The sequence below is a fragment of the Kitasatospora sp. NPDC015121 genome (assembly GCF_055562955.1).
Genome location: NZ_JBVHEH010000005.1, coordinates 273,358 through 290,263 on the forward strand (window position 1 = coordinate 273,358; position 16,906 = coordinate 290,263).

Annotated in this window: 16 protein-coding genes and 1 tRNA gene; 9 read left to right on the top strand and 8 right to left on the bottom strand. The window is 74.9% G+C overall.

Annotated elements, in window-relative coordinates; genetic code table 11:
- Positions 1-116: 116 nt before the first annotated feature.
- Positions 117-917 carry a GNAT family N-acetyltransferase gene (locus ACZ3J7_RS09310; protein ID WP_465618459.1) on the bottom strand — a complete coding sequence of 267 codons (801 nt, stop codon included), beginning with the start codon at positions 915-917 and terminating at the stop codon, positions 117-119.
- Between the two features lie 119 nt (positions 918-1,036).
- On the opposite strand from ACZ3J7_RS09310, the gene ACZ3J7_RS09315 reads away from it, so the two are divergent.
- The 6 genes from ACZ3J7_RS09315 (at position 1,037) to ACZ3J7_RS09340 (ending at position 4,783) form a co-directional block, all read left to right on the top strand.
- Positions 1,037-1,453: a MerR family transcriptional regulator gene (locus ACZ3J7_RS09315; protein WP_465618461.1), complete on the top strand. Its 417-nt coding sequence runs from the start codon at positions 1,037-1,039 to the stop codon at positions 1,451-1,453.
- Positions 1,454-1,515: 62 nt separating this feature from the next.
- Entirely contained in the window at positions 1,516-1,839 is a 324-nt protein-coding gene (trxA, locus tag ACZ3J7_RS09320) for a thioredoxin (RefSeq protein ID WP_465618735.1), read from the top strand.
- A gap of 105 nt (positions 1,840-1,944) precedes the next feature.
- Entirely contained in the window at positions 1,945-2,982 is a 1,038-nt protein-coding gene (locus ACZ3J7_RS09325) for a hypothetical protein (RefSeq protein ID WP_465618463.1), read from the top strand.
- Positions 2,983-3,036: 54 nt separating this feature from the next.
- Positions 3,037-3,459: a MarR family winged helix-turn-helix transcriptional regulator gene (locus ACZ3J7_RS09330; RefSeq protein ID WP_465618465.1), complete on the top strand. Its 423-nt coding sequence runs from the start codon at positions 3,037-3,039 to the stop codon at positions 3,457-3,459.
- A gap of 25 nt (positions 3,460-3,484) precedes the next feature.
- Complete coding sequence (locus tag ACZ3J7_RS09335; protein ID WP_465618467.1) at positions 3,485-3,919, top strand: PPOX class F420-dependent oxidoreductase; 435 nt, start codon at positions 3,485-3,487, stop codon at positions 3,917-3,919.
- Positions 3,920-4,000: 81 nt separating this feature from the next.
- Entirely contained in the window at positions 4,001-4,783 is a 783-nt protein-coding gene (locus ACZ3J7_RS09340; protein ID WP_465618469.1) for a MerR family transcriptional regulator, read from the top strand.
- 95 nt (positions 4,784-4,878) lie between these two features.
- Here the strand turns inward: ACZ3J7_RS09340 and ACZ3J7_RS09345 are convergent, their stop codons facing one another.
- The 3 genes from ACZ3J7_RS09345 to ACZ3J7_RS09355 form a co-directional block, all read right to left on the bottom strand.
- Positions 4,879-5,895, bottom strand: a complete 1,017-nt coding sequence (locus ACZ3J7_RS09345; RefSeq protein ID WP_465618471.1) for a helix-turn-helix domain-containing protein — start codon at positions 5,893-5,895, stop codon at positions 4,879-4,881.
- Positions 5,896-6,289: 394 nt separating this feature from the next.
- Positions 6,290-7,759 (bottom strand): aminopeptidase P family protein, encoded by a 1,470-nt coding sequence (locus tag ACZ3J7_RS09350; RefSeq protein WP_465618737.1) that lies wholly within the window; start codon positions 7,757-7,759, stop codon positions 6,290-6,292.
- A 155-nt stretch (positions 7,760-7,914) separates the two neighbouring features.
- On the bottom strand, positions 7,915-9,369 hold the full coding sequence (locus ACZ3J7_RS09355) for a PP2C family protein-serine/threonine phosphatase (RefSeq protein WP_465618473.1): 1,455 nt from the start codon (positions 9,367-9,369) through the stop codon (positions 7,915-7,917).
- A gap of 394 nt (positions 9,370-9,763) precedes the next feature.
- Here ACZ3J7_RS09355 and ACZ3J7_RS09360 point away from each other — a divergent pair, with 394 nt between their 5' ends.
- Positions 9,764-10,426, top strand: coding sequence for a bifunctional DNA primase/polymerase (locus ACZ3J7_RS09360; protein ID WP_465618475.1), 663 nt, complete (start codon positions 9,764-9,766; stop codon positions 10,424-10,426).
- Positions 10,427-10,623: 197 nt separating this feature from the next.
- On the opposite strand, the gene ACZ3J7_RS09365 is transcribed toward ACZ3J7_RS09360, so the two are convergent.
- The 4 genes from ACZ3J7_RS09365 to ACZ3J7_RS09380 all read right to left on the bottom strand — a co-directional run bounded on the left by ACZ3J7_RS09365 (position 10,624) and on the right by ACZ3J7_RS09380 (position 14,688).
- The gene (locus tag ACZ3J7_RS09365; RefSeq protein WP_465618477.1) at positions 10,624-11,601 is read right to left on the bottom strand and encodes a DUF5926 family protein; all 978 of its coding nucleotides are present in this window, start codon (positions 11,599-11,601) and stop codon (positions 10,624-10,626) included.
- A 76-nt stretch (positions 11,602-11,677) separates the two neighbouring features.
- Positions 11,678-12,190 carry an ATP-binding protein gene (locus tag ACZ3J7_RS09370; protein WP_465618739.1) on the bottom strand — a complete coding sequence of 171 codons (513 nt, stop codon included), beginning with the start codon at positions 12,188-12,190 and terminating at the stop codon, positions 11,678-11,680.
- A 233-nt stretch (positions 12,191-12,423) separates the two neighbouring features.
- Positions 12,424-13,170 (bottom strand): glycerophosphodiester phosphodiesterase, encoded by a 747-nt coding sequence (locus ACZ3J7_RS09375; protein WP_465618741.1) that lies wholly within the window; start codon positions 13,168-13,170, stop codon positions 12,424-12,426.
- A gap of 147 nt (positions 13,171-13,317) precedes the next feature.
- On the bottom strand, positions 13,318-14,688 hold the full coding sequence (locus tag ACZ3J7_RS09380) for a purine-cytosine permease family protein (RefSeq protein WP_465618479.1): 1,371 nt from the start codon (positions 14,686-14,688) through the stop codon (positions 13,318-13,320).
- A gap of 384 nt (positions 14,689-15,072) precedes the next feature.
- Between ACZ3J7_RS09380 and ACZ3J7_RS09385 the strand changes: the two genes are divergently transcribed.
- Positions 15,073-16,707, top strand: a complete 1,635-nt coding sequence (locus tag ACZ3J7_RS09385) for a S1C family serine protease (RefSeq protein ID WP_465618481.1) — start codon at positions 15,073-15,075, stop codon at positions 16,705-16,707.
- A 59-nt stretch (positions 16,708-16,766) separates the two neighbouring features.
- Positions 16,767-16,855, top strand: a tRNA-Ser gene (locus ACZ3J7_RS09390).
- The last annotated feature ends 51 nt before the right edge of the window (positions 16,856-16,906 follow it).

Genomic DNA, 16,906 nt, shown 5'->3' on the forward strand with positions numbered 1-16,906 from the left:
TTTTCGGGATTTTTTCCGGGCGGCTCGTCACCGACGCGTCTTCCCAGCTCGGCGGCCGTCCGTGGGACCGGCCCGCCGCGCGCGGCGCCCCCGCTGCCGCGCACGGTGCGCGGGGGTCAGGCGGCGGGCGGGGTCCAGACGTACGGGGTGGTGGTGGTCACGGCGTGCATGCCGAGGCGGCTGAGGACGGGGGCGCTGTCGGGGGAGGCGTCGACCTGGAGGTAGCGGATGCCGTGGTCGAGGGCCCAGCGGGCGCGGTGGGCGACCAGGGCGCGGTAGATGCCGCGGCCGCGCCAGGCGGCGAGGGTGGAGCCGCCCCAGAGGCCGCCGAACTCGCCGCCGGGAGTGCGGGTGAGCCAGGCGGCGGAGACCACCCGGGGGTGCGGTTCGTCGGTCTCGGCGGCCAGGACGAGGAAGTCCTCGGTCCGGCCCGCGCGGGCGGCGAGGTCGTCGGCGAGCCAGGACCAGTCCTCGTCCCAGACCTCGGTCTCCATCGCGGCGATCCGCCGCATGTCGGCGGGCTCGGTGACCCGGCGGATGGTGACGTCGTCGGGGGCGGGGGTGGGGGTGGCGAGTTCGGCGGCGAGGCCGATCAGGACGGTCTCCGGGTCCTCGCCGACGAAGCCGGCGGCGGTGAGCCGGTCCGGGAGGTCGGCGGGGAGGTCGTGGCCGCGGGTCTTCCACTCGACGGACTCGCCCCGGGCGGCGAAGAAGTCGCGCTGGCGGGCGATGAGTTCGTCGAGTTCCCGGCCGCGCAGGCCGAGGTCGGGGCGGGGGGAGGTGACGAAGCCGCGGAAGCCGCCGTACTTGCGCAGCAGCGGTCCGTCGCTCTCGTGGGTCTCGCCCTCGCCGCGGGCGCCGAGGCCGCGCATGTGCTCGTCGTAGGCCGCGAGCAGGGCCGTGGTCAGTTCGGTCATCAGGCGAGCGTAACGATCATCGCAAGGGGGCCGGCGGGGATCCGGGACCGGCGGGGATCCGGAGCCGGCGGGGACCCGGGGCTGGCGTTGACGCGGGGGTGAAGGTCTAGCGTCGTGGCATGCGGATCGGCGAACTGGCACGGCGGGCGGGCACCACCACCCGGGCGCTGCGGTACTACGAGTCGCGCGGGCTGCTGCCCGCGCGGCGCGGCGGCAACGGCTACCGGGCGTACGACGAGGAGGACCTGCGGCTGCTGCGGCAGATCCGGGTGCTGCGGGACTTCGGGTTCGAGCTGGAGGAGACCCGGCCGTTCGTGGAGTGCCTGCGGGCGGGTCATCCGGAGGGTGACTCGTGCCCGGCCTCGCTGGAGGTGTACCGGGCGAAGCTGGCCGAGCTGGACGCGATGGTGGCCCGGCTGAGCGAGGTCCGGGAGGTGGTGGCGGGGCAGCTGGCCCGGGCCGAGGCGGCGCGCGACGCGCTGGCGGGGGCCGGGGGCGGCGAGCCGCGCTGCGAGCTGGCCCGCAGCGACGAGTGACGACGAGCAGTGACGAGCGTCGACGGGTGTCGACGGGTGTCGACGAGAGCGAGGAGGAGCCGATGGGTGGAGTGCGGACGGTGACGGACCGGGACTTCGCGAGCGAGGTGCTGGCGGCCGAGGGCCCGGTGCTGGTGGAGTTCACCGCCGAGTGGTGCCCGCCGTGCAAGCAGTTGGCGCCGGTGCTGGCGGAGCTGGCGGCGGAGCAGGCGGGGCGGCTGACGGTGGTGGCGCTGGACGTGGACGCGAACCCGGAGACCCGGATCGCGTACGGGGTGCTGTCGATGCCGACGCTGATGGTGTTCAAGGGCGGCGAGCCGGTGCGGTCGATGGTGGGGGCGCGGGCGAAGAGTCGGCTGCTGCGGGACATCGACGACCTGCTGTAGGCGGGTGAGCTGTGTCACGGGGCGGGGCGGGGGATGGATGCGAAGCATCTCTGCGTTGTAAAGTACAACCGAATATTAGTTGTACTTGCCAACCATGGAGTTGCGATGTCCTCGCTGCCAGCGGTGTCCCGCCCCGCCCTGCGGCACGTCCTCACCCACCTGGTCACCCCGCTGCTGATGTGCCTCGGCATGGGGATCGCCTACCTCTCGGCCTTCCACGCCCCCGCCCCGCACCACCTGCCGGTCGCCGTGGTCGGCCAGGGCCCGCAGGCCCAGGCGCTGGCCCAGGGCCTCCAGGGCAAGGCCGGCGACAAGCTGGAGGTCACCACCGCCGCCGACGCCGACGCCGCCCGCACTCGGCTGCTCGACCGCGAGCTGGCCGCCGCCTACGTGCCGGACGCCGACGCGCCGACCCTGCTGGTGGCCACCGCCAACTCGGAGACCTCGGTGAGCGCCGCCGAGAAGGTCTTCACCCAGGTCGCCGCCCAGCAGGGCAGGCCGCTGGCCGTCCAGGAGCTGACCCCGATGGCGTCCGGCGACCCGACCGGGCAGGGCCTGTTCTTCCTGCTGGTGGCGCTGAGCATCGGCTCGTACGGTTCGGTCGCGGTGCTCGGCGCGGCCGGCGCGGCGCTGGCGATGCGGGTCCGGGCGCTGCTGGGCCTGGGCGTGGCGCTGGTGGTCAGCCTGTTCGGCGCGGCGCTGGCCGGTCCGGTGTTCCACCTGGTCGACCATGGCCTGTTCGGCGTCTGGGCGATGAGCTGGCTGTACGCGGCGGGCATCATCGCGATCGGCACCGCCCTGCACACCTTCCTCGGCCGGTGGACCACGCTCACCATGATGGTGCTGTTCGTGATGCTCAACTTCACCAGCTCCGGCGGCATCTTCCTGCCCGAGCTGCAGAACGGCTTCTACGGCGCGCTGCACGCGTTCTGGAACGGCGCGGGCTTCCTGGAGGGCGCCCGCGACCACGTCTACTTCGGCGGCCGGGCCGGTCTCGGCGGCCACGTCGCGGCCCTGTTCGGCTGGTTCGCGGCCGGCGCCGCGCTGCTCGTGCTGGCCGCCCGCACCGAGCGGAAGCGGGCCCGGGCCCTGGTCGCCGAGCGGGCCGCGGAGGAGGAGATGGAGGAGGCGGTCGGCGTCTGACCCCGGCTGCCCCTACCGTGGTCCGCAACACCGCACGACGAAGGAGCCACCGCCATGCCCGACCGCGACGCCGCGCTGGAGACCATCCAGCGCGAGCTCACCGCGTTCGCCCGCCGGGCCCGCCACAAGGCAGCCCAGCTGCACCCCGAGCTCTCGCTGGTCACGTACAGCATGCTCGACCTGGTCAAGGAGCGCGGTTCCTGCCGGGCCGCCGACCTGGCGGCGCACTTCATGCTCGACAAGTCCACCGTGAGCCGGCAGGTCGGCGCGCTGGAGCGGCTCGGGCTGCTGGGCCGCAAGGCCGACCCGGACGACCAGCGCGGCCAGCTGCTGCACCTGACGGACGCCGGGGAGCAGCTCCTCGCGGAGGCGTACGAGCAGCGGCGGCGGGCCTTCACCGACCGCTTCACCTCGTGGGGCGACGAGGACCTGGGCCGGTTCGCCGCCTACCTGGTCCGCTACGGCGAGTCCGAGTAGGCGCGGGGGCGCGGGAGTTGCGAGGATGGCGGCCATGCCCACGATGACCGAGCCCGAGTGGCGCGCCTTCCTCGCCCACGGCACCCGCACCGGAAAACTCGCCACCACCCGCGCCGACGGCCGCCCGCACGTCGCCCCGGTCTGGTTCCTGCTGGACGGCGACGACCTGGTCTTCAACACCGGCCGGGACACCGTCAAGGGCCGCACCCTGCTCCGCGACGGCCGGGCCGCGCTGTGCGTGGACGACGACCGGCCGCCGTTCGCCTTCGTGCTGGTCGAGGGCGTGGCCACGGCCAGCGAGGAGCTCGGGGAGGTCCGGCACTGGGCGGGCCGGATCGCCGCCCGCTACATGGGCGAGGAGCGGGCCGAGGAGTACGCGGCCCGCAACGGCGTCCCCGGCGAGCTGCTGGTCCGGCTGCGGATCGACAAGGTGGTCGCCCAGGGCGGCGTCGCCGACTGAGCCCCCGCCCGGCTCCGGCTTGACCCTCACGTCGCGTGAGCCCCCAGGCTGGTCGCCGAGACGGGGAGGAGGGAACGCGCGATGGACGAGGGCTACACGGTCGGCCGGCTCGCCGAGCTCGCCGGGGTCACGGTGCGCACCCTGCACCACTACGACGAGATCGGCCTGCTGTCGCCCGGCGGCCGCACCCCGGCCGGCTACCGGCGCTACGGCGAGGCCGAGCTGGACCGGCTGCAGCAGATCCTGTTCTACCGCGAACTCGGCTTCCCGCTGGAGGAGATCGCGGCGATCCTGGACGACCGGACGGTCGGCCCGAGCGAGCACCTGCGCCGGCAGCGCGAGCTGATCGGCGACCGGATCCGCAAGCTGGAGGAACTCGCCGCGGCGGTCGAACGAGCGATGGAGGCGAGGACCTTGGGGATCCAGTTGACCCCGGAGGAGAAGTTCGAGGTGTTCGGCGCGGACTACCAGGAGGAGTGGGAGGACGAGGCCCGGCAGCGCTGGGGCGGGACCGCCGCCTGGCAGCAGTCCCGGCAGCGCACCGCCCGCTACACCAAGGCGGACTGGGAGCGGATCAAGGCCGAGGCCGACGCCGTCAACGACGCCCTGGTGGCGGCGTTCACGGCCGGCGCGGCCCCGGACGGCGAACGGGCCGCGGCCGCGGTCGAGCGGCACCGCGCGCACATCGGCCTGAACTTCTACGACTGCGGCCCGGAGATGCACCGCTGCCTCGGCGACATGTACGTCGCCGACCCGCGGTTCACCGAGACGTACGAGAAGCTCGCCCCCGGCCTGGCCGGGTGGCTGCGCGACGCGATCCACGCCAACGCGGACCGGCTGGAGCGCACCGGCGAGCAGGACTGACGGGCGGAGCCGGTGAACGGGACCGGCGAGCGGGGCCGACGGCCCGCCGGACGGCCCGGCCCCTGACAGGGGCCGGGCCGTCCGGCGCGCGTGCTTCAGGCCGCCCGGCCGAAGGTGCGCCGGTAGGCGGTCGGGGAGGTGCGCATGGTGCGGCCGAAGTGGTGCCGGAAGGTCGCGGCCGACTCGAAGCCCACCGCGGCGGCGATCTCCTCGACGCTGCCCTCCGGCGACTCCAGCAGCGGCAGGCTGGCCGCGATCCGCTGGATCGCCACCCAGCGCATCGGGCTGACCCCGTTGCGGGCGGTGAAGTGCCGCAGGTACGAGCGGTCGGACATGCCGGCCGCCCGGGCCAGCAGCGGCACGGTCAGCGGCCGGGCGAGCCGGTCCAGCGCCCAGCGCATCGACCGGGCGACCCCGTCCTCCGGCTCCTCCACCGGCCGGACCGCGGCCTGGATGAACTGGGCCTGTCCGCCGTCCCGGTGCGGCGGGACGACGAAGCGGCGGGCGACGGTGTTGGCGACCTTGGCGCCGTGGTCCTGCCGGACCAGGTGCAGGCACAGGTCGATCCCGGCGGCGCTGCCCGCGCTGGTCAGCACCTGCCCGTTGTCGACGTACAGCACGTCCGGGTCGACCCGGACCTCCGGGTGGCGGCGGCTCAGCTCCGCCGCGTACCGCCAGTGCGTGGTCGCGGGCAGGCCGTCCAGCAGTCCGGCGGCGGCCAGCGCGAAGGCGCCGGAGCAGATCGACACCACCCGGGCGCCGCGGCCGTGCGCGGTGCGCAGCGCGGCGGTCACGGCGGGCGGGACGTCGCCGTACGGGTCCGGCACCCCGACCACCACGACGGTGTCGGCGGCGGCCAGTTCCTCCAGCCCGTGCCGGGGCGTCAGCGAGAACCCGCCGACCGCCTCCAGCGGGTGCCCGGGCCGCTCGGCGCACACCCGGACGTCGTACCAGGGGGCGGCCAGCAGCCCGGCGAGCTCGGGCCGGGCCAGCGCGAACACCTCGACCACCACGCCGAGTTCGAACGGGGCCATGCCCGCGAAGGCGTACACCGCGACGGTGTGCACCGGCGGCGGGCGCCGGCCGATGGTGAGGAGTACGGGCTCGGGCATCTGGTGCTCCCGGGGGCGGCCGTCGGCGGGTTCGCCGTCGAGTGTAGTGGCCGGGCCGGTGGGGGCGCCGGGGGCGGCCGGTCGGGGGGCGGATGCGCACGGACCGCGGCGCGGGCCGGTCGGACGGGCGCGGACGGCGGCGGAAAACCCTTGGAACCGGGGCACAACCACCCGGGAGGATGGGGCGTCACCTCTAGGGGGCCGGTGCGGCCGTTCCCGATCCCCTTCTTCCGCCACCACGTTCGGAGAGCTTCAGATGACCATGTCGAACCGTGCCCGTTATGCGACGAAGATCCCGGTCCGCTCGGCCCGTTCGGGCTGGGGACGGCGCCACTGAGCGCACCGGAGCCCCCGCCGGCGGACCGGACGGGGGCTCCGTGGCGAGCGCGGCGGGTCAGGCGGTGAGCCCGGCCATCCAGGCCTCGACCTCGTCGGCCCGGCGCGGCAGGGCCGCGGACAGGTTCTCGTTGCCGTCGGCGGTGACCAGGATGTCGTCCTCGATCCGGACGCCGATGCCCCGGTACTCCTCGGGCACGGTCAGGTCGTCGGCCTGGAAGTACAGGCCGGGTTCGACGGTCAGCACCACGCCCGGCTCCAGCACCGCGTCCACGTAGTCCTCCCGGCGGGCGTGCGCGCAGTCGTGCACGTCGAGGCCGAGCATGTGGCCGGTGCCGTGCAGCGTCCAGCGGCGCTGCAGGCCGAGCTCCAGGACCTTCTCCAGGTCGTACACCGAGGCGTCGATCAGGCCCCACTCCAGCAGCCGCGCGGCCAGCACCCGCTGCGCGGCGTCGTGGAAGTCGCGGAACCTCGCGCCCGGCCGCACGGCGGCGATGCCCGCCTCCTGGGCGTCGTACACCGCGTCGTAGATCTTGCGCTGCAGCGGGGAGAAGGTGCCGTTGACCGGCAGGGTGCGGGTCACGTCGGCGGTGTAGAGGGTGTGGGTCTCCACGCCCGCGTCCAGCAGCAGCAGCTCGCCGGGGCGGACGTCGCCGTCGTTGCGGACCCAGTGCAGGGTGGTGGCGTGCGGGCCGGCCGCGGCGATCGTGCCGTAGCCGACGTCGTTGCCCTCGACCCGGGCGCGGCGCCAGAAGGTGCCCTCGATCCAGCGCTCCGAGGAGGCGACGGCCCGGTCCAGCTCGCGCACCACGTCGGTGAAGCCCTTGGTGGTGGCGTCGCAGGCGGCGCGCAGCTCGCCGATCTCCCACTCGTCCTTGACCCGGCGCAGCCCGGACAGGAACACCGTCAGCTCGTCGTCCCTCTCCGCGTCGAGCTGCTCGGCGAGGGCGGCCTCCAGCGCGGCGTCGTAGCCGCGGACGATCCGGGTCGGGACCTCGACCGCGGCCAGCTCCTCGGCGACCTTGCGGACGTCCCGCACCGGCAGGCCGTACAGCTGCTCGGACTCGGCCAGCGAGTGCCGGCGGCCGACCCACAGCTCGCCCTGGCCGCTCAGCCAGAACTCGCCGTTCTCCCGGTCGGAGCGCGGCAGCAGGTACAGCGCGAACGCGTGCCCGCCGTCGACCGGCTCGCCGACCAGGACGGCGTCCTCGGTCCGGTTGCCGGTCAGGTGGACGTACTCGCTGGCGGCGCGGAACGCGTACTCGGTGTCGTTGGCGCGGGTGCGCAGGTTGCCGGCCGGCACCACCAGGCGCTCGCCGGGGAACGCGGCGGACAGCCGGGCCCGGCGCTCGGCCGCGTACGGGGCCTGGACGTCCGGCTGCAGGCCGTGCAGCTCGGTGTCGGCCCAGCCGGTCCGCATGGACGCGGCGAGCTCGTCCGAGACGCCGTCGTACAGGCCGTTCTTGCGGCTCTTGACCGGCTGCTCGTCCTTCTCGCCCTCGGCGGAACCCTCGGGGTTCTCGGACACCGCCGGGCTGCGGTCCTCGGTCACTACGTCGCCTCCTCGCGCGCGCTACCGCCCGCCCGTCCCCGGGTCGCGGGGCGTGCGGGCGGATGTCGCCCCCATGGTACGTAGGGGCGTTCGAGCGGAGGAAGGGCGTCCGGTATCCGGCCGCGGCCGTCCTACTCGAAGCGGGCCGCCAGCAGCACCAGGTCGTCCACGCCGGGTTCGGCGCCGCCGGCCCGCTCCAGCAGGTGGGCGCAGAGCCGCTCGGGGTCGAGCCGGACGTCCCGCGGGGCGTCGGCGGCGGCCCGGCGCAGCGCGCTCTGCCCGGCGTGCAGGGCGGGGGCGAAGCGGCGGGCCAGGCCCTCGGTGTACAGCACCAGCACGTCGCCGCGCTCGGCGGTCAGCTCCACGCCGGGCGCCTCCCAGCAGCTGAGCATGCCCAGCGGGGCGGAGAGCGAGGTCTCGACGAAGTTCGCCCCGTAGCGGGTGAGCAGCACCGGCGGGCAGTTCGCGGCGCCGGCCAGCGCGATCCGGCGCTCGGCCGGGTCGACGCAGGCGTAGACGGCGGTGGCGGAACGGGTCGGCTCGGTGGTCTTCAGCAGCAGTTCGAGGTCGCCGAGCACCGAGACCGGGTCCTCGCCCTCCAACACCGCGTAGGCGCGCAGCGCGGCCCGCACCCGGCCCATCGCGGCGGCCGCGCCGACGCCCGCGCCGGGGCCGGCGCTCGGGCCGCCGCCGAGCACGCTGCCCACGGTCAGGCCCATCGTGTCGTCGGGCAGCGCGATCGCGTCGTACCAGTCGCTGCCGGCGGCCCGCTCCAGCACGGCGGGGACGCAGCGGGCGGCGACCTTCAGGCCGGGGCGAGCGGGCAGGTGGTCGGGCAGCAGCGCGCGGCGCAGCGTCTCGGCGGCCCGCACCGCCCGGTCGGCGGCCAGCTGGCGGTCCAGCAGCGGGGCGGCGAACTCGCAGTAGCGGCGGACGAGTTGCTCGCGGCGCTCGTCGGGGCTGCCAGGCTCGTCGTAGAACCAGGCGGCGGCGCCGAGCGGCTGCCCGTCGGCGCCGGTCAGCGGCAGCGCGTAGCAGGCGCCGAGGCCGAGCTGTTCGGCGACCTCGCGGAAGCGCGGGCCGACGGCGGGGTCGGCGGCCAGGTCGGCGATCAGCAGCCGGCCCTCCGGTCCGGGCCGGCCGAGCAGTCCGGCGAACGGGCCGTGCTCGACCGGGACGGTCTCCAGCGCGCCGAGCATCGCCCGGTCCAGGCCGAGTCCGACCGGGCGGGCCGGCGAGCGGTCCCGGCCGGGGGAGCGGGCCGGGGAGAGCGTCACCACCAGGCCGCGGCGGGCGCCGAGCAGGGCCGCGCCGGAGTCCAGCAGCGCGTCCAGGGTGCCGGGCAGGTCGTCGGCGCGGGCCAGCAGCTCCAGGTGCTCCTGCAGGCTGGTGAAATCGGACAGCCATCCGGCCAAACGGTCCTGCAGGTCGGCCCCGGGCCCCTCGCCGAGCTCCGGCAGCAGCGCGGCCAGCGGGTCCGGCAGCGGGTCCGGCGCCGTCGGCGGGGCCGGGGCGGGCCCCGGCGGGGCCGGGGCGGGCGCCGCGGCCGCCGGCGCGGTGGACGTCAACGGGTGGACGTCGGTCATGTCGCAACTCCCCACAATCCGGAACGTGTCACGCAAGACCACCGAGACCGACCGAAACGATGTCTTTACTCACTACTCGGCAGGTTTCCCCCACTTGTACACAGGCCGATCGGGGCATGTCCAGGAGTAGGGGGCCGAACGTGCCAGGGATCGTATGCGCAGGCCGCCGGGGCGCCAGCCGGGGCGGCGCGGGCTCACTCGTACGGTGGAACCGGGGCTCGCCCGGCCGCGTCCATCCGGACGTATGCGGGATTCTCGTTCCAGCGGCGGGTAGCCGAGACGCACACGCACCGCCCGCCATCCCGAGCACGCCGACCACGACGTCCGACCGGTCAGACGATCGCACCGACCGTGCCGTGCGCCCCGATGCGAACGCGGAAAGGAACGAGCCGCCATGCGCCCACCCCGCCGAGAGCTGCTGCCCGAGCGCGTCGGCCGGTGGTGGCCGGGCCGCCGCGGCCGTTCGCTGGCCCTCGCCGCCGCCCTGGAGGCCGCCGTCGGGTACGGCTGGCCGGTGCTGCCCGGCGCCCGGGCGCTGCGCGGCGCGGCCGGGCCCTGCTCGTGCGCCGACCGGGCCTGCGCGCTGCCCGGCGGGCACCCGCACGACCCGCCGCTGGAGGCGGCCACCACCGACCCGCGGATGGTGCGCTGGTGGTGGGAGCGGCGCGCCCCGGGCGCCCCGGTGCTGGCGGCCACCGGACGGGCGCTGGGCGCGGTGAGCCTGCCGCGCCCGGCCGGGCCGTGGCTGCTGCGGCACCTGGAGGGGATCGGCGTCCCGTACGGCCCGGTGCTGGGCACGCCGGGGCGGTTCGTGCTGCTGACCGCGCCGTACACGCTGCCGGAACTGGGCGGGCTGCTGGCCGAACGGCCCTGGGTGCCGGGCGTGCTGCGCTACCACGGGCCGGGCGGCTACCTGGTGCTGCCGCCGTCCCGGACGGCGGCGGGGCCGGTGCACTGGGTGCGCCGGCCGGGGCCGGGGCGGCCCTGGCTGCCGGAGGTCGGGACGCTGCTGGGCGGGCTGATCACGGCCAGCGCGGTGGCGCTCCCGCAGCGCTGAGCGGCGGCGCCCGGCCCGGAGCACGGCCCGGGCACGGCCCGGGCACGAAAAAGCCCGACCGCTGGCGACGGGGGATGCACCAGCGGTCGGACCTTTCAAACAGTAACAAAGATCCGGCTCCGCGCCAATTTGTCCGCGTGGAAAGGGCTTTGACGGAGTGGGAAGTGTGACTCAGGTCACCCGGCGGTCGGCCGCGGTCAGTTCAGGGTGATCTGACGGCTCACCAGGTTGGCTCGGGCCCGGCGCTCCTCCGCGGTCAGCGGCGCGGGCGCGGCCAGCACCTCGGCCAGCTTCGCGGCGAACTCCACGGCGGGCTTCTCCACCTCGGCGGCGGTCATCTCCACCGGCAGGTCCCACACCGGGACGGTCAGTCCGTGCGCTCGGAACGAGCCGACCAGCTTGGTGCCCTCGCCCAGCGAGCTGTCGCCGGCCGCCGACAGCCGGGCCAGCGCGTCCAGCAACTGCTCCTCGGGGACGGTCATCACCCAGCGCAGGTGGTTCTTGTCCGGGGTGCCGCACCAGTACGCGGAGTCCACGCCGGCCAGCTTCTCGGTCGGGATCGCGGAGGCGTTGGCCCGCTCCAGCGAGGCCGCGACCTCGCCGGTCGCCGTGTCGGCGTCCTCCAGCCAGAACTCGAAGCCGGTGTGCACCGCGGGCTCGAACGGGGCCGTGGTGTCCAGCAGTTCCTGCAGGCGGCGGCCGCCCGGGCTGGTCCGGCGGGCCGGCACCGGGGTGCCCGGCTCGGTGGCCAGCGCCAGCTCCAGCGCGTCCGCCAGGTCACGGCTCAGGTCGCCCGAGGAGGACTGCGTCTGCAGGCCCAGCAGGACCGACCCGTCCGCCCGGCGCAGGGCCGGCCAGGCCAGCGGCAGCACCGTCGCCAGCGTCACCGACGGCACCTCGCCCACGGCCTGCTCGGCCACCCCGGCGGCCAGCGTCAGCGGCACCGTGGCGGCCGGGACCAGCTCGCGCAGCGCGACCCAGTCGGCCTCGCCCGGCAGGCCCTCGAACGGGCGGTGCACCAACTCCTGCACCGCGTGCGCGGCCTGACGGCCGTGACAGGCCTTGTAGCGGCGGCCCGAGCCGCACGGGCACGCCTCGCGCGCCCCGACGACGGGAACCTCGCCCTCGACTGCGGTGGACTGGCTGGGCTGCTTCTTCGCGGCCTTCTTGGCCATGGTGCGGCTCTCCCGGGGACGTCGGACGTTGCACCGGGCAGCCTACTTCGCCCGCGCCGCCCGGCCCCGGCCGCGCTCAGGCGCTGCGCCGCCGCCCGCCCCCCGCGACCTGCCCGAACGCGGACAGCTCGGCCCACACCGTCACCTGACCGGGTGCGTGCCGCACGCCCCAGTCCCGCGCCAGCTCGCCCACGATGCTCAACCCCCGCCCGCCGTGCGCCGTCACCGACGGCCGGGCCGGGACCGGACGGGTGCTGGCGCCGCCGTCCGTCACCTCCAGGGTCAGCAGGCCGTCGCCGCGCACCCGCCAACTCACCAGCACCGTGCCCGCGTCGTCCTCGTCGCCGTTCGCGCCGCCGTTCCCGTCGGCCGGGCCGACCGCGCGCAGCGGTCTCGCGTGGCGACAGGAATTGCTGAGCAGTTCGGAGAGGATCAACACCGCGTCGTCAATCACCGCTTCCGGTATCGACCGGCCGCCGAGGTCGCCGCGCAGCCTGCGCCGCGCGGTCGAAACACTGGCCGGTCCGTGCGGAACCGTCATGGCCGATGAGGTCGACCCGGCCTGAACTGGCACAGCTCGCGCCACCATCAACGCCACCCCCGGACCTCCTTCAGCTTCTGCCGAGGGATGGATGCCCGCAGGTAATGCGTCGGAAACGGGCGTTCGACGATCCGATGGACGCATTAACGGCGTCCGTGCGGACGGCGGGCAAAAGATGAGGCAGGTCTCACGTTCCGTTGTGGCGACCGGCGGGAAACGCGGCCGGAAATACCCCGTTCGGTATTTCTGTCGGGTGATTGGGCGGCCGTCGACGCCCCCGATCAGCGGCCGAGCCGGGCCAGCACCTCGGCCGGGCGGTTGGTGATCAGCGCCTCCACGCCCAGCTCCAGGCAGAGGTCGACGTCCTCCGGACGGTCCACCGTCCACACGTGCACCCGGTGCCCGGCCCGGCGCAGCGCCGTCACCAGACCCGGGTCGCGACGGACCAGGTCGATGCCCGGGCCGGCGATCGCGGCGCCGCCCGGCAGCGACCTGGTCCGGCCGAGCACCGGCAGCCGGCGCTCCCACAGGTACACCCGGGGCACCGCCGGAGCGGCCCGCCGGACGCGGTGCAGGGCCAGCTCGGAGAAGCTCATCACCCGCACCGAGGACTCCTCCGGCACGGCCGGCAGCAGCCCGAACCGGCCCAGCGTCCGCAGCAGTTCGGCCTCCACCCGGCCCGCGTACCGCACCGGGTGCTTGGTCTCGATCGCCAGCTCCACCCGGCGCCCGGCGTCCGCGACCAGCTCCAGCAGCCGCTCCAGGGTGAGCACCGCACCGGGCCGGGGATCCTCCGGGTGCTTCCAGGAGCCGAAGTCCAGCGCGGACAGCTGCGCCAGCGTCATCGCCGACACCACGCCCCGCCCGTCCGAGGTGCGGGCCACCGTGCGGTCGTGCACGCACACCAACTGCCCGTCGGCGGTGACCCGGACGTCGCACTCCAGCCCGTCCGCACCCTCCTCCAGGGCCCGCCGGTACGCCTCCTCGGTGTGCTCCGGCAGCGCCGCCGAGGAACCCCGGTGGGCGATCACCCGGACCGCCGAGGGGTCGACGCGGCGGTCCGGAGCGGCGGGCGAACCGGCCGCGCTGTGCTGGGTGTCCACGCCGACCACCGTACGCGGCGCCCGCCCGCCGCCGTCCCCCGGCACGGCGACGGGCGGGTGAACAACAGGCCCTCAGCCCGCCGGGACCGCCCTCGGCCGCTCCAGCGCGGTCACCGCGAGGGTGGCCAGCGCCGCGACCAGGAACGAGAACAGCGACGCCGAGGTCCAGGCCTGCGGCTCGAAGTGCAGCGCCCGCTGGACGTCCGCCCACAGCCCCGTCCACCAGTCGCCGATCCTCGACGGGGCGAGCAGCTGGTACACCGCGAAGCCCACCGCCCACGGCAGCAGCATCACCCAGCGCGCCGGGGCGTCCTGCGCCAGGTTCCAGCCGCGCCGGCCCGCGCCCAGGAAGTAGTCCGCGGCCAGCACCGCGAACAGCGGCACGAACACCGAGCCGATCAGGCCCAGGAAGCCGTAGTACGAGTCGGTGAACTCCTTGATCCGCAGCGCCAGCACCGTCACCAGCGCGCCGATCCCGGCGGTCAGCACCCGGCGGTCCACCCGCGGCCACAGGTTGTGGACCGACATCGCCGTCGAGTACACGTTCGCGAACGACTGGTCGGTCTCCCGCAGCACCAGCACCAGCAGGAACGCCCAGCCCGCCGCCACGCCGGTGAACGAGTCGAAGATCAGGTTCGGGTCGCCGCCGGACTGCAGCAGCGCCACCACGCCCAGCACGTAGCACCACACCTGGGCCACCGTGTAACCGGAGAACGTCGCCCAGAACGCCTTCGCCGAGCTGCGCGCGTGCCGGGTGTAGTCCGCGGCCAGCGGCACGAAGGACACCGACACCGCGATCACCGCGTCCGTCGCGCCCAGGAAGCCGTGCCAGTTGCCCGCGCCCGGGTCGGGGAAGCCCTGCCGGGCGAACTGCACCGTGAAGTACACCATCGCCACGCCCACCGCGACCGCCACGTACTTGCGCAGCACCGCGATCGCGCCCAGCGGCCAGATCGTCAGCACCGTGGTCAGCACGCCCGCCAGCAGCACGAACAGCCACCGCCAGCCCGCCGTGCCCGCCACCGTCTGCGCGCCCCAGGCGACCACCGTCAGCTCGTAGACGCCCCAGCCGACGCACTGCACGATGTTCAGCACCGTCGGCACGTACGACAGCCGGGTGCCGAACAGGCCGCGCAGCACCGCCATCGCCGGCGCGCCGGTGCGGGCGCCCACCAGGGCCGCCACCGCCAGCATCGCGGTGCCGATCGCGGTGCCCGCCAGGATCGCGGTCACCGCGGCGGTGAAGCCCAGCTCCTGGCCCTGCGCGCCCAGCACCGTCGCGGCGCTGGTGAAGCCGATCAGGCTCACGCCCAGGTTCGCCCAGAGCGCGAACAGCGCCCGGAAGTCCAGGGTGCGGGGCGGCGCGGTGTCGAGGGTCAGCGGGGCCTCGGGCCGCGCCCCGGGGGCGAGATCACGCGTCTGGGCGGACGGAACAGCCGTCATGGCCGATACTCCCTACGCCGGCATTACCCGGACAGGTTCCGGCGGTCAGCGCCCCCTCGCCCGTGGTGGCGTCACCGCCATGCCCTACGGTCGAACCGGCGCACTCTCAGCCTGGCTGGTCCAAGCTCCCGCGACGTTCTTCGGTTTACAGGAGCGACAGGCTAGCCTCCGGGCGGGGGAACGCCAAGACCAGGGGGCGGGACGTCCGCATCGCGGGACCACTGATGTCCATGTCAGAGCGGCCTAAGGCTTCTCATGATTTATTCAGGGGCCCGCTTACGGTGTCCGAATCCGGCATAGGAAAAACTGTGCACCGAGGTCGCGCACCGTGCCCCAGCGCCGCGGTTCGCGACCGAAGGTTCTGTTCAGCGATGGAGGTCGTCCGTGAGCACCGAGCACGCGAGTGGTACCACCCCGCCGGAGAAGGCCACCGGGCCGACCGGCACCGAGACGGTGGCCGCCGGCTCCGGTGCGCCCGCCGCCGCGCCCTCCTACCTGGACGCGCCGCCGCCGGCCGCGCCGTCCGCCCCGGAGGTGCCCGCGGCCGACCGGACCATCCAGTTCGGCAAGGTCCCGTCCGCGCCCGCGCCCTCCTACCTGGACGCGCCGCCGCCGGCCCCCGCGCAGGCCCCGGTCCCCGCCCCGCACCCGTACGGCCGGCCCGACGAGGCGCAGACCGCGATCGCCCCGGCCGTGCCCGCCGCGCCCGCGCCGCTGCTCCAGGACGGCCCGGCCGCCCCCCAGCAGCCGCACCACCCGTTCGGCGCCGGCCAGCCGGTCGGCGGCTGGGGCGGCCCGTCCGGCGGCGAGCTGCCCGGCGGGCCCGCCGGGCCCGGTGACCCCGGCGCGCCGTGGGGCGTCCAGCAGCCCGGCGCGGGCGGCCCCGGCAAGCGCAAGCGCGGCTCGCTGATCGCCCTGGTCGCGGCCGTCGCCCTGGTCGCGGGCCTGGCCGGCGGCGCGATCGGCGCCTCCGTGACCGACGACCGCAAGGACAACGGCGCCAGCAGCGCCAGCCACAACAGCACCACCGTCACGGTCGGCAACACCCACCAGAACCTCGACCGGGCCCCCGAGTCGGTGGCCGGCATCGCCGCGAAGGCCCTGCCCTCCACCGTCACCATCAAGGCCGAGGGCTCCAGCGAGTCCGGCACCGGCACCGGTTTCGTCTTCGACACCGAGGGCCACATCCTGACCAACAACCACGTGGTCGCCCCCGCCGCCAACGGCGGCAAGCTCACCGTCAAGTTCTCCGACGGCTCCTCGTACCCGGCCTCCGTCGTCGGCCGCGCCCAGGGCTACGACGTCGCCGTCGTCCGCCTGGACAACCCGCCGACCGACAAGCTCGTCCCGCTGCCGCTCGGCGACTCCGACAAGGTCGCCATCGGCGACGCCACCATCGCCATCGGCGCCCCCTACGGCCTCGAAGGCACCGTCACCACCGGCATCATCTCCGCCAAGGACCGCCCGGTCGCCTCCGGCGACGAGACCGGCGCCCAGGCCTCGTACATGAACGCCCTGCAGACCGACGCCTCGATCAACCCCGGCAACTCCGGCGGCCCGCTGCTCGACGCCTCCGGCTCCGTGATCGGCATCAACTCGGCCATCCAGTCCAACACCAGCGGCAGCGGCCGGGCCGGCTCCATCGGCCTCGGCTTCGCCATCCCGATCAACCAGGCCAAGTGGGTCGCCCAGACCCTCATCAAGGACGGCACCCCCGTCTACGCCATCCTCGGCGTCCTCCGCAACGACAACTACAAGGGCGACGACGGCGCCCAGATCGCCACCGCCGCCGTCCAGGGCACCCCCGCCGTCACCCCCGGCGGCCCCGCCGACCTCGCCGGCCTCAAGGCGGGCGACGTCATCACCAAGCTCGGCGGCATCACCATCGACAGCGGCCCCACCCTGGTCAGCGAGATCTGGACCCACAAGCCCGGCGAGAAGGTCGAGGTCGAGTACAAGCGCGACGGCAAGCCCGCCAAGACCACCGTCACCCTCGGCGAACGCAAGGGCGACAACTGACCCGACCCGAAACGGTGTGCACCTGCACCGCTCCGACCCGTTAGGCTGGCCTCCGCCGAGGAGGGTTGCCCGAGCGGCCTAAGGGACCAGTCTTGAAAACTGTCGTGGCTTCGCGCCACCGTGGGTTCAAATCCCACACCCTCCGCCACAGCGGATGAACCGCCAGCTCAGGGCGGGTACCGGAGAGATTCCGGTACCC

What these genes read in the sequence shown, in the direction of transcription:
- ACZ3J7_RS09380 (WP_465618479.1), bottom strand. Translation starts at nt 14,688, where the DNA reads ATGACGGCTGTTCCGTCCGCCCAGACGCGTGATCTCGCCCCCGGGGCG.
- ACZ3J7_RS09360 (WP_465618475.1), top strand. Translation starts at nt 9,764, where the DNA reads ATGCGCCCACCCCGCCGAGAGCTGCTGCCCGAGCGCGTCGGCCGGTGG.
- ACZ3J7_RS09310 (WP_465618459.1), bottom strand. Translation starts at nt 917, where the DNA reads ATGACCGAACTGACCACGGCCCTGCTCGCGGCCTACGACGAGCACATG.
- ACZ3J7_RS09335 (WP_465618467.1), top strand. Translation starts at nt 3,485, where the DNA reads ATGGCGGCCATGCCCACGATGACCGAGCCCGAGTGGCGCGCCTTCCTC.
- trxA (WP_465618735.1), top strand. Translation starts at nt 1,516, where the DNA reads ATGGGTGGAGTGCGGACGGTGACGGACCGGGACTTCGCGAGCGAGGTG.
- ACZ3J7_RS09365 (WP_465618477.1), bottom strand. Translation starts at nt 11,601, where the DNA reads ATGGCCAAGAAGGCCGCGAAGAAGCAGCCCAGCCAGTCCACCGCAGTC.
- ACZ3J7_RS09355 (WP_465618473.1), bottom strand. Translation starts at nt 9,369, where the DNA reads ATGACCGACGTCCACCCGTTGACGTCCACCGCGCCGGCGGCCGCGGCG.
- ACZ3J7_RS09345 (WP_465618471.1), bottom strand. Translation starts at nt 5,895, where the DNA reads ATGCCCGAGCCCGTACTCCTCACCATCGGCCGGCGCCCGCCGCCGGTG.
- ACZ3J7_RS09330 (WP_465618465.1), top strand. Translation starts at nt 3,037, where the DNA reads ATGCCCGACCGCGACGCCGCGCTGGAGACCATCCAGCGCGAGCTCACC.
- ACZ3J7_RS09315 (WP_465618461.1), top strand. Translation starts at nt 1,037, where the DNA reads ATGCGGATCGGCGAACTGGCACGGCGGGCGGGCACCACCACCCGGGCG.
- ACZ3J7_RS09325 (WP_465618463.1), top strand. Translation starts at nt 1,945, where the DNA reads ATGTCCTCGCTGCCAGCGGTGTCCCGCCCCGCCCTGCGGCACGTCCTC.
- ACZ3J7_RS09340 (WP_465618469.1), top strand. Translation starts at nt 4,001, where the DNA reads ATGGACGAGGGCTACACGGTCGGCCGGCTCGCCGAGCTCGCCGGGGTC.
- ACZ3J7_RS09370 (WP_465618739.1), bottom strand. Translation starts at nt 12,190, where the DNA reads ATGGTGGCGCGAGCTGTGCCAGTTCAGGCCGGGTCGACCTCATCGGCC.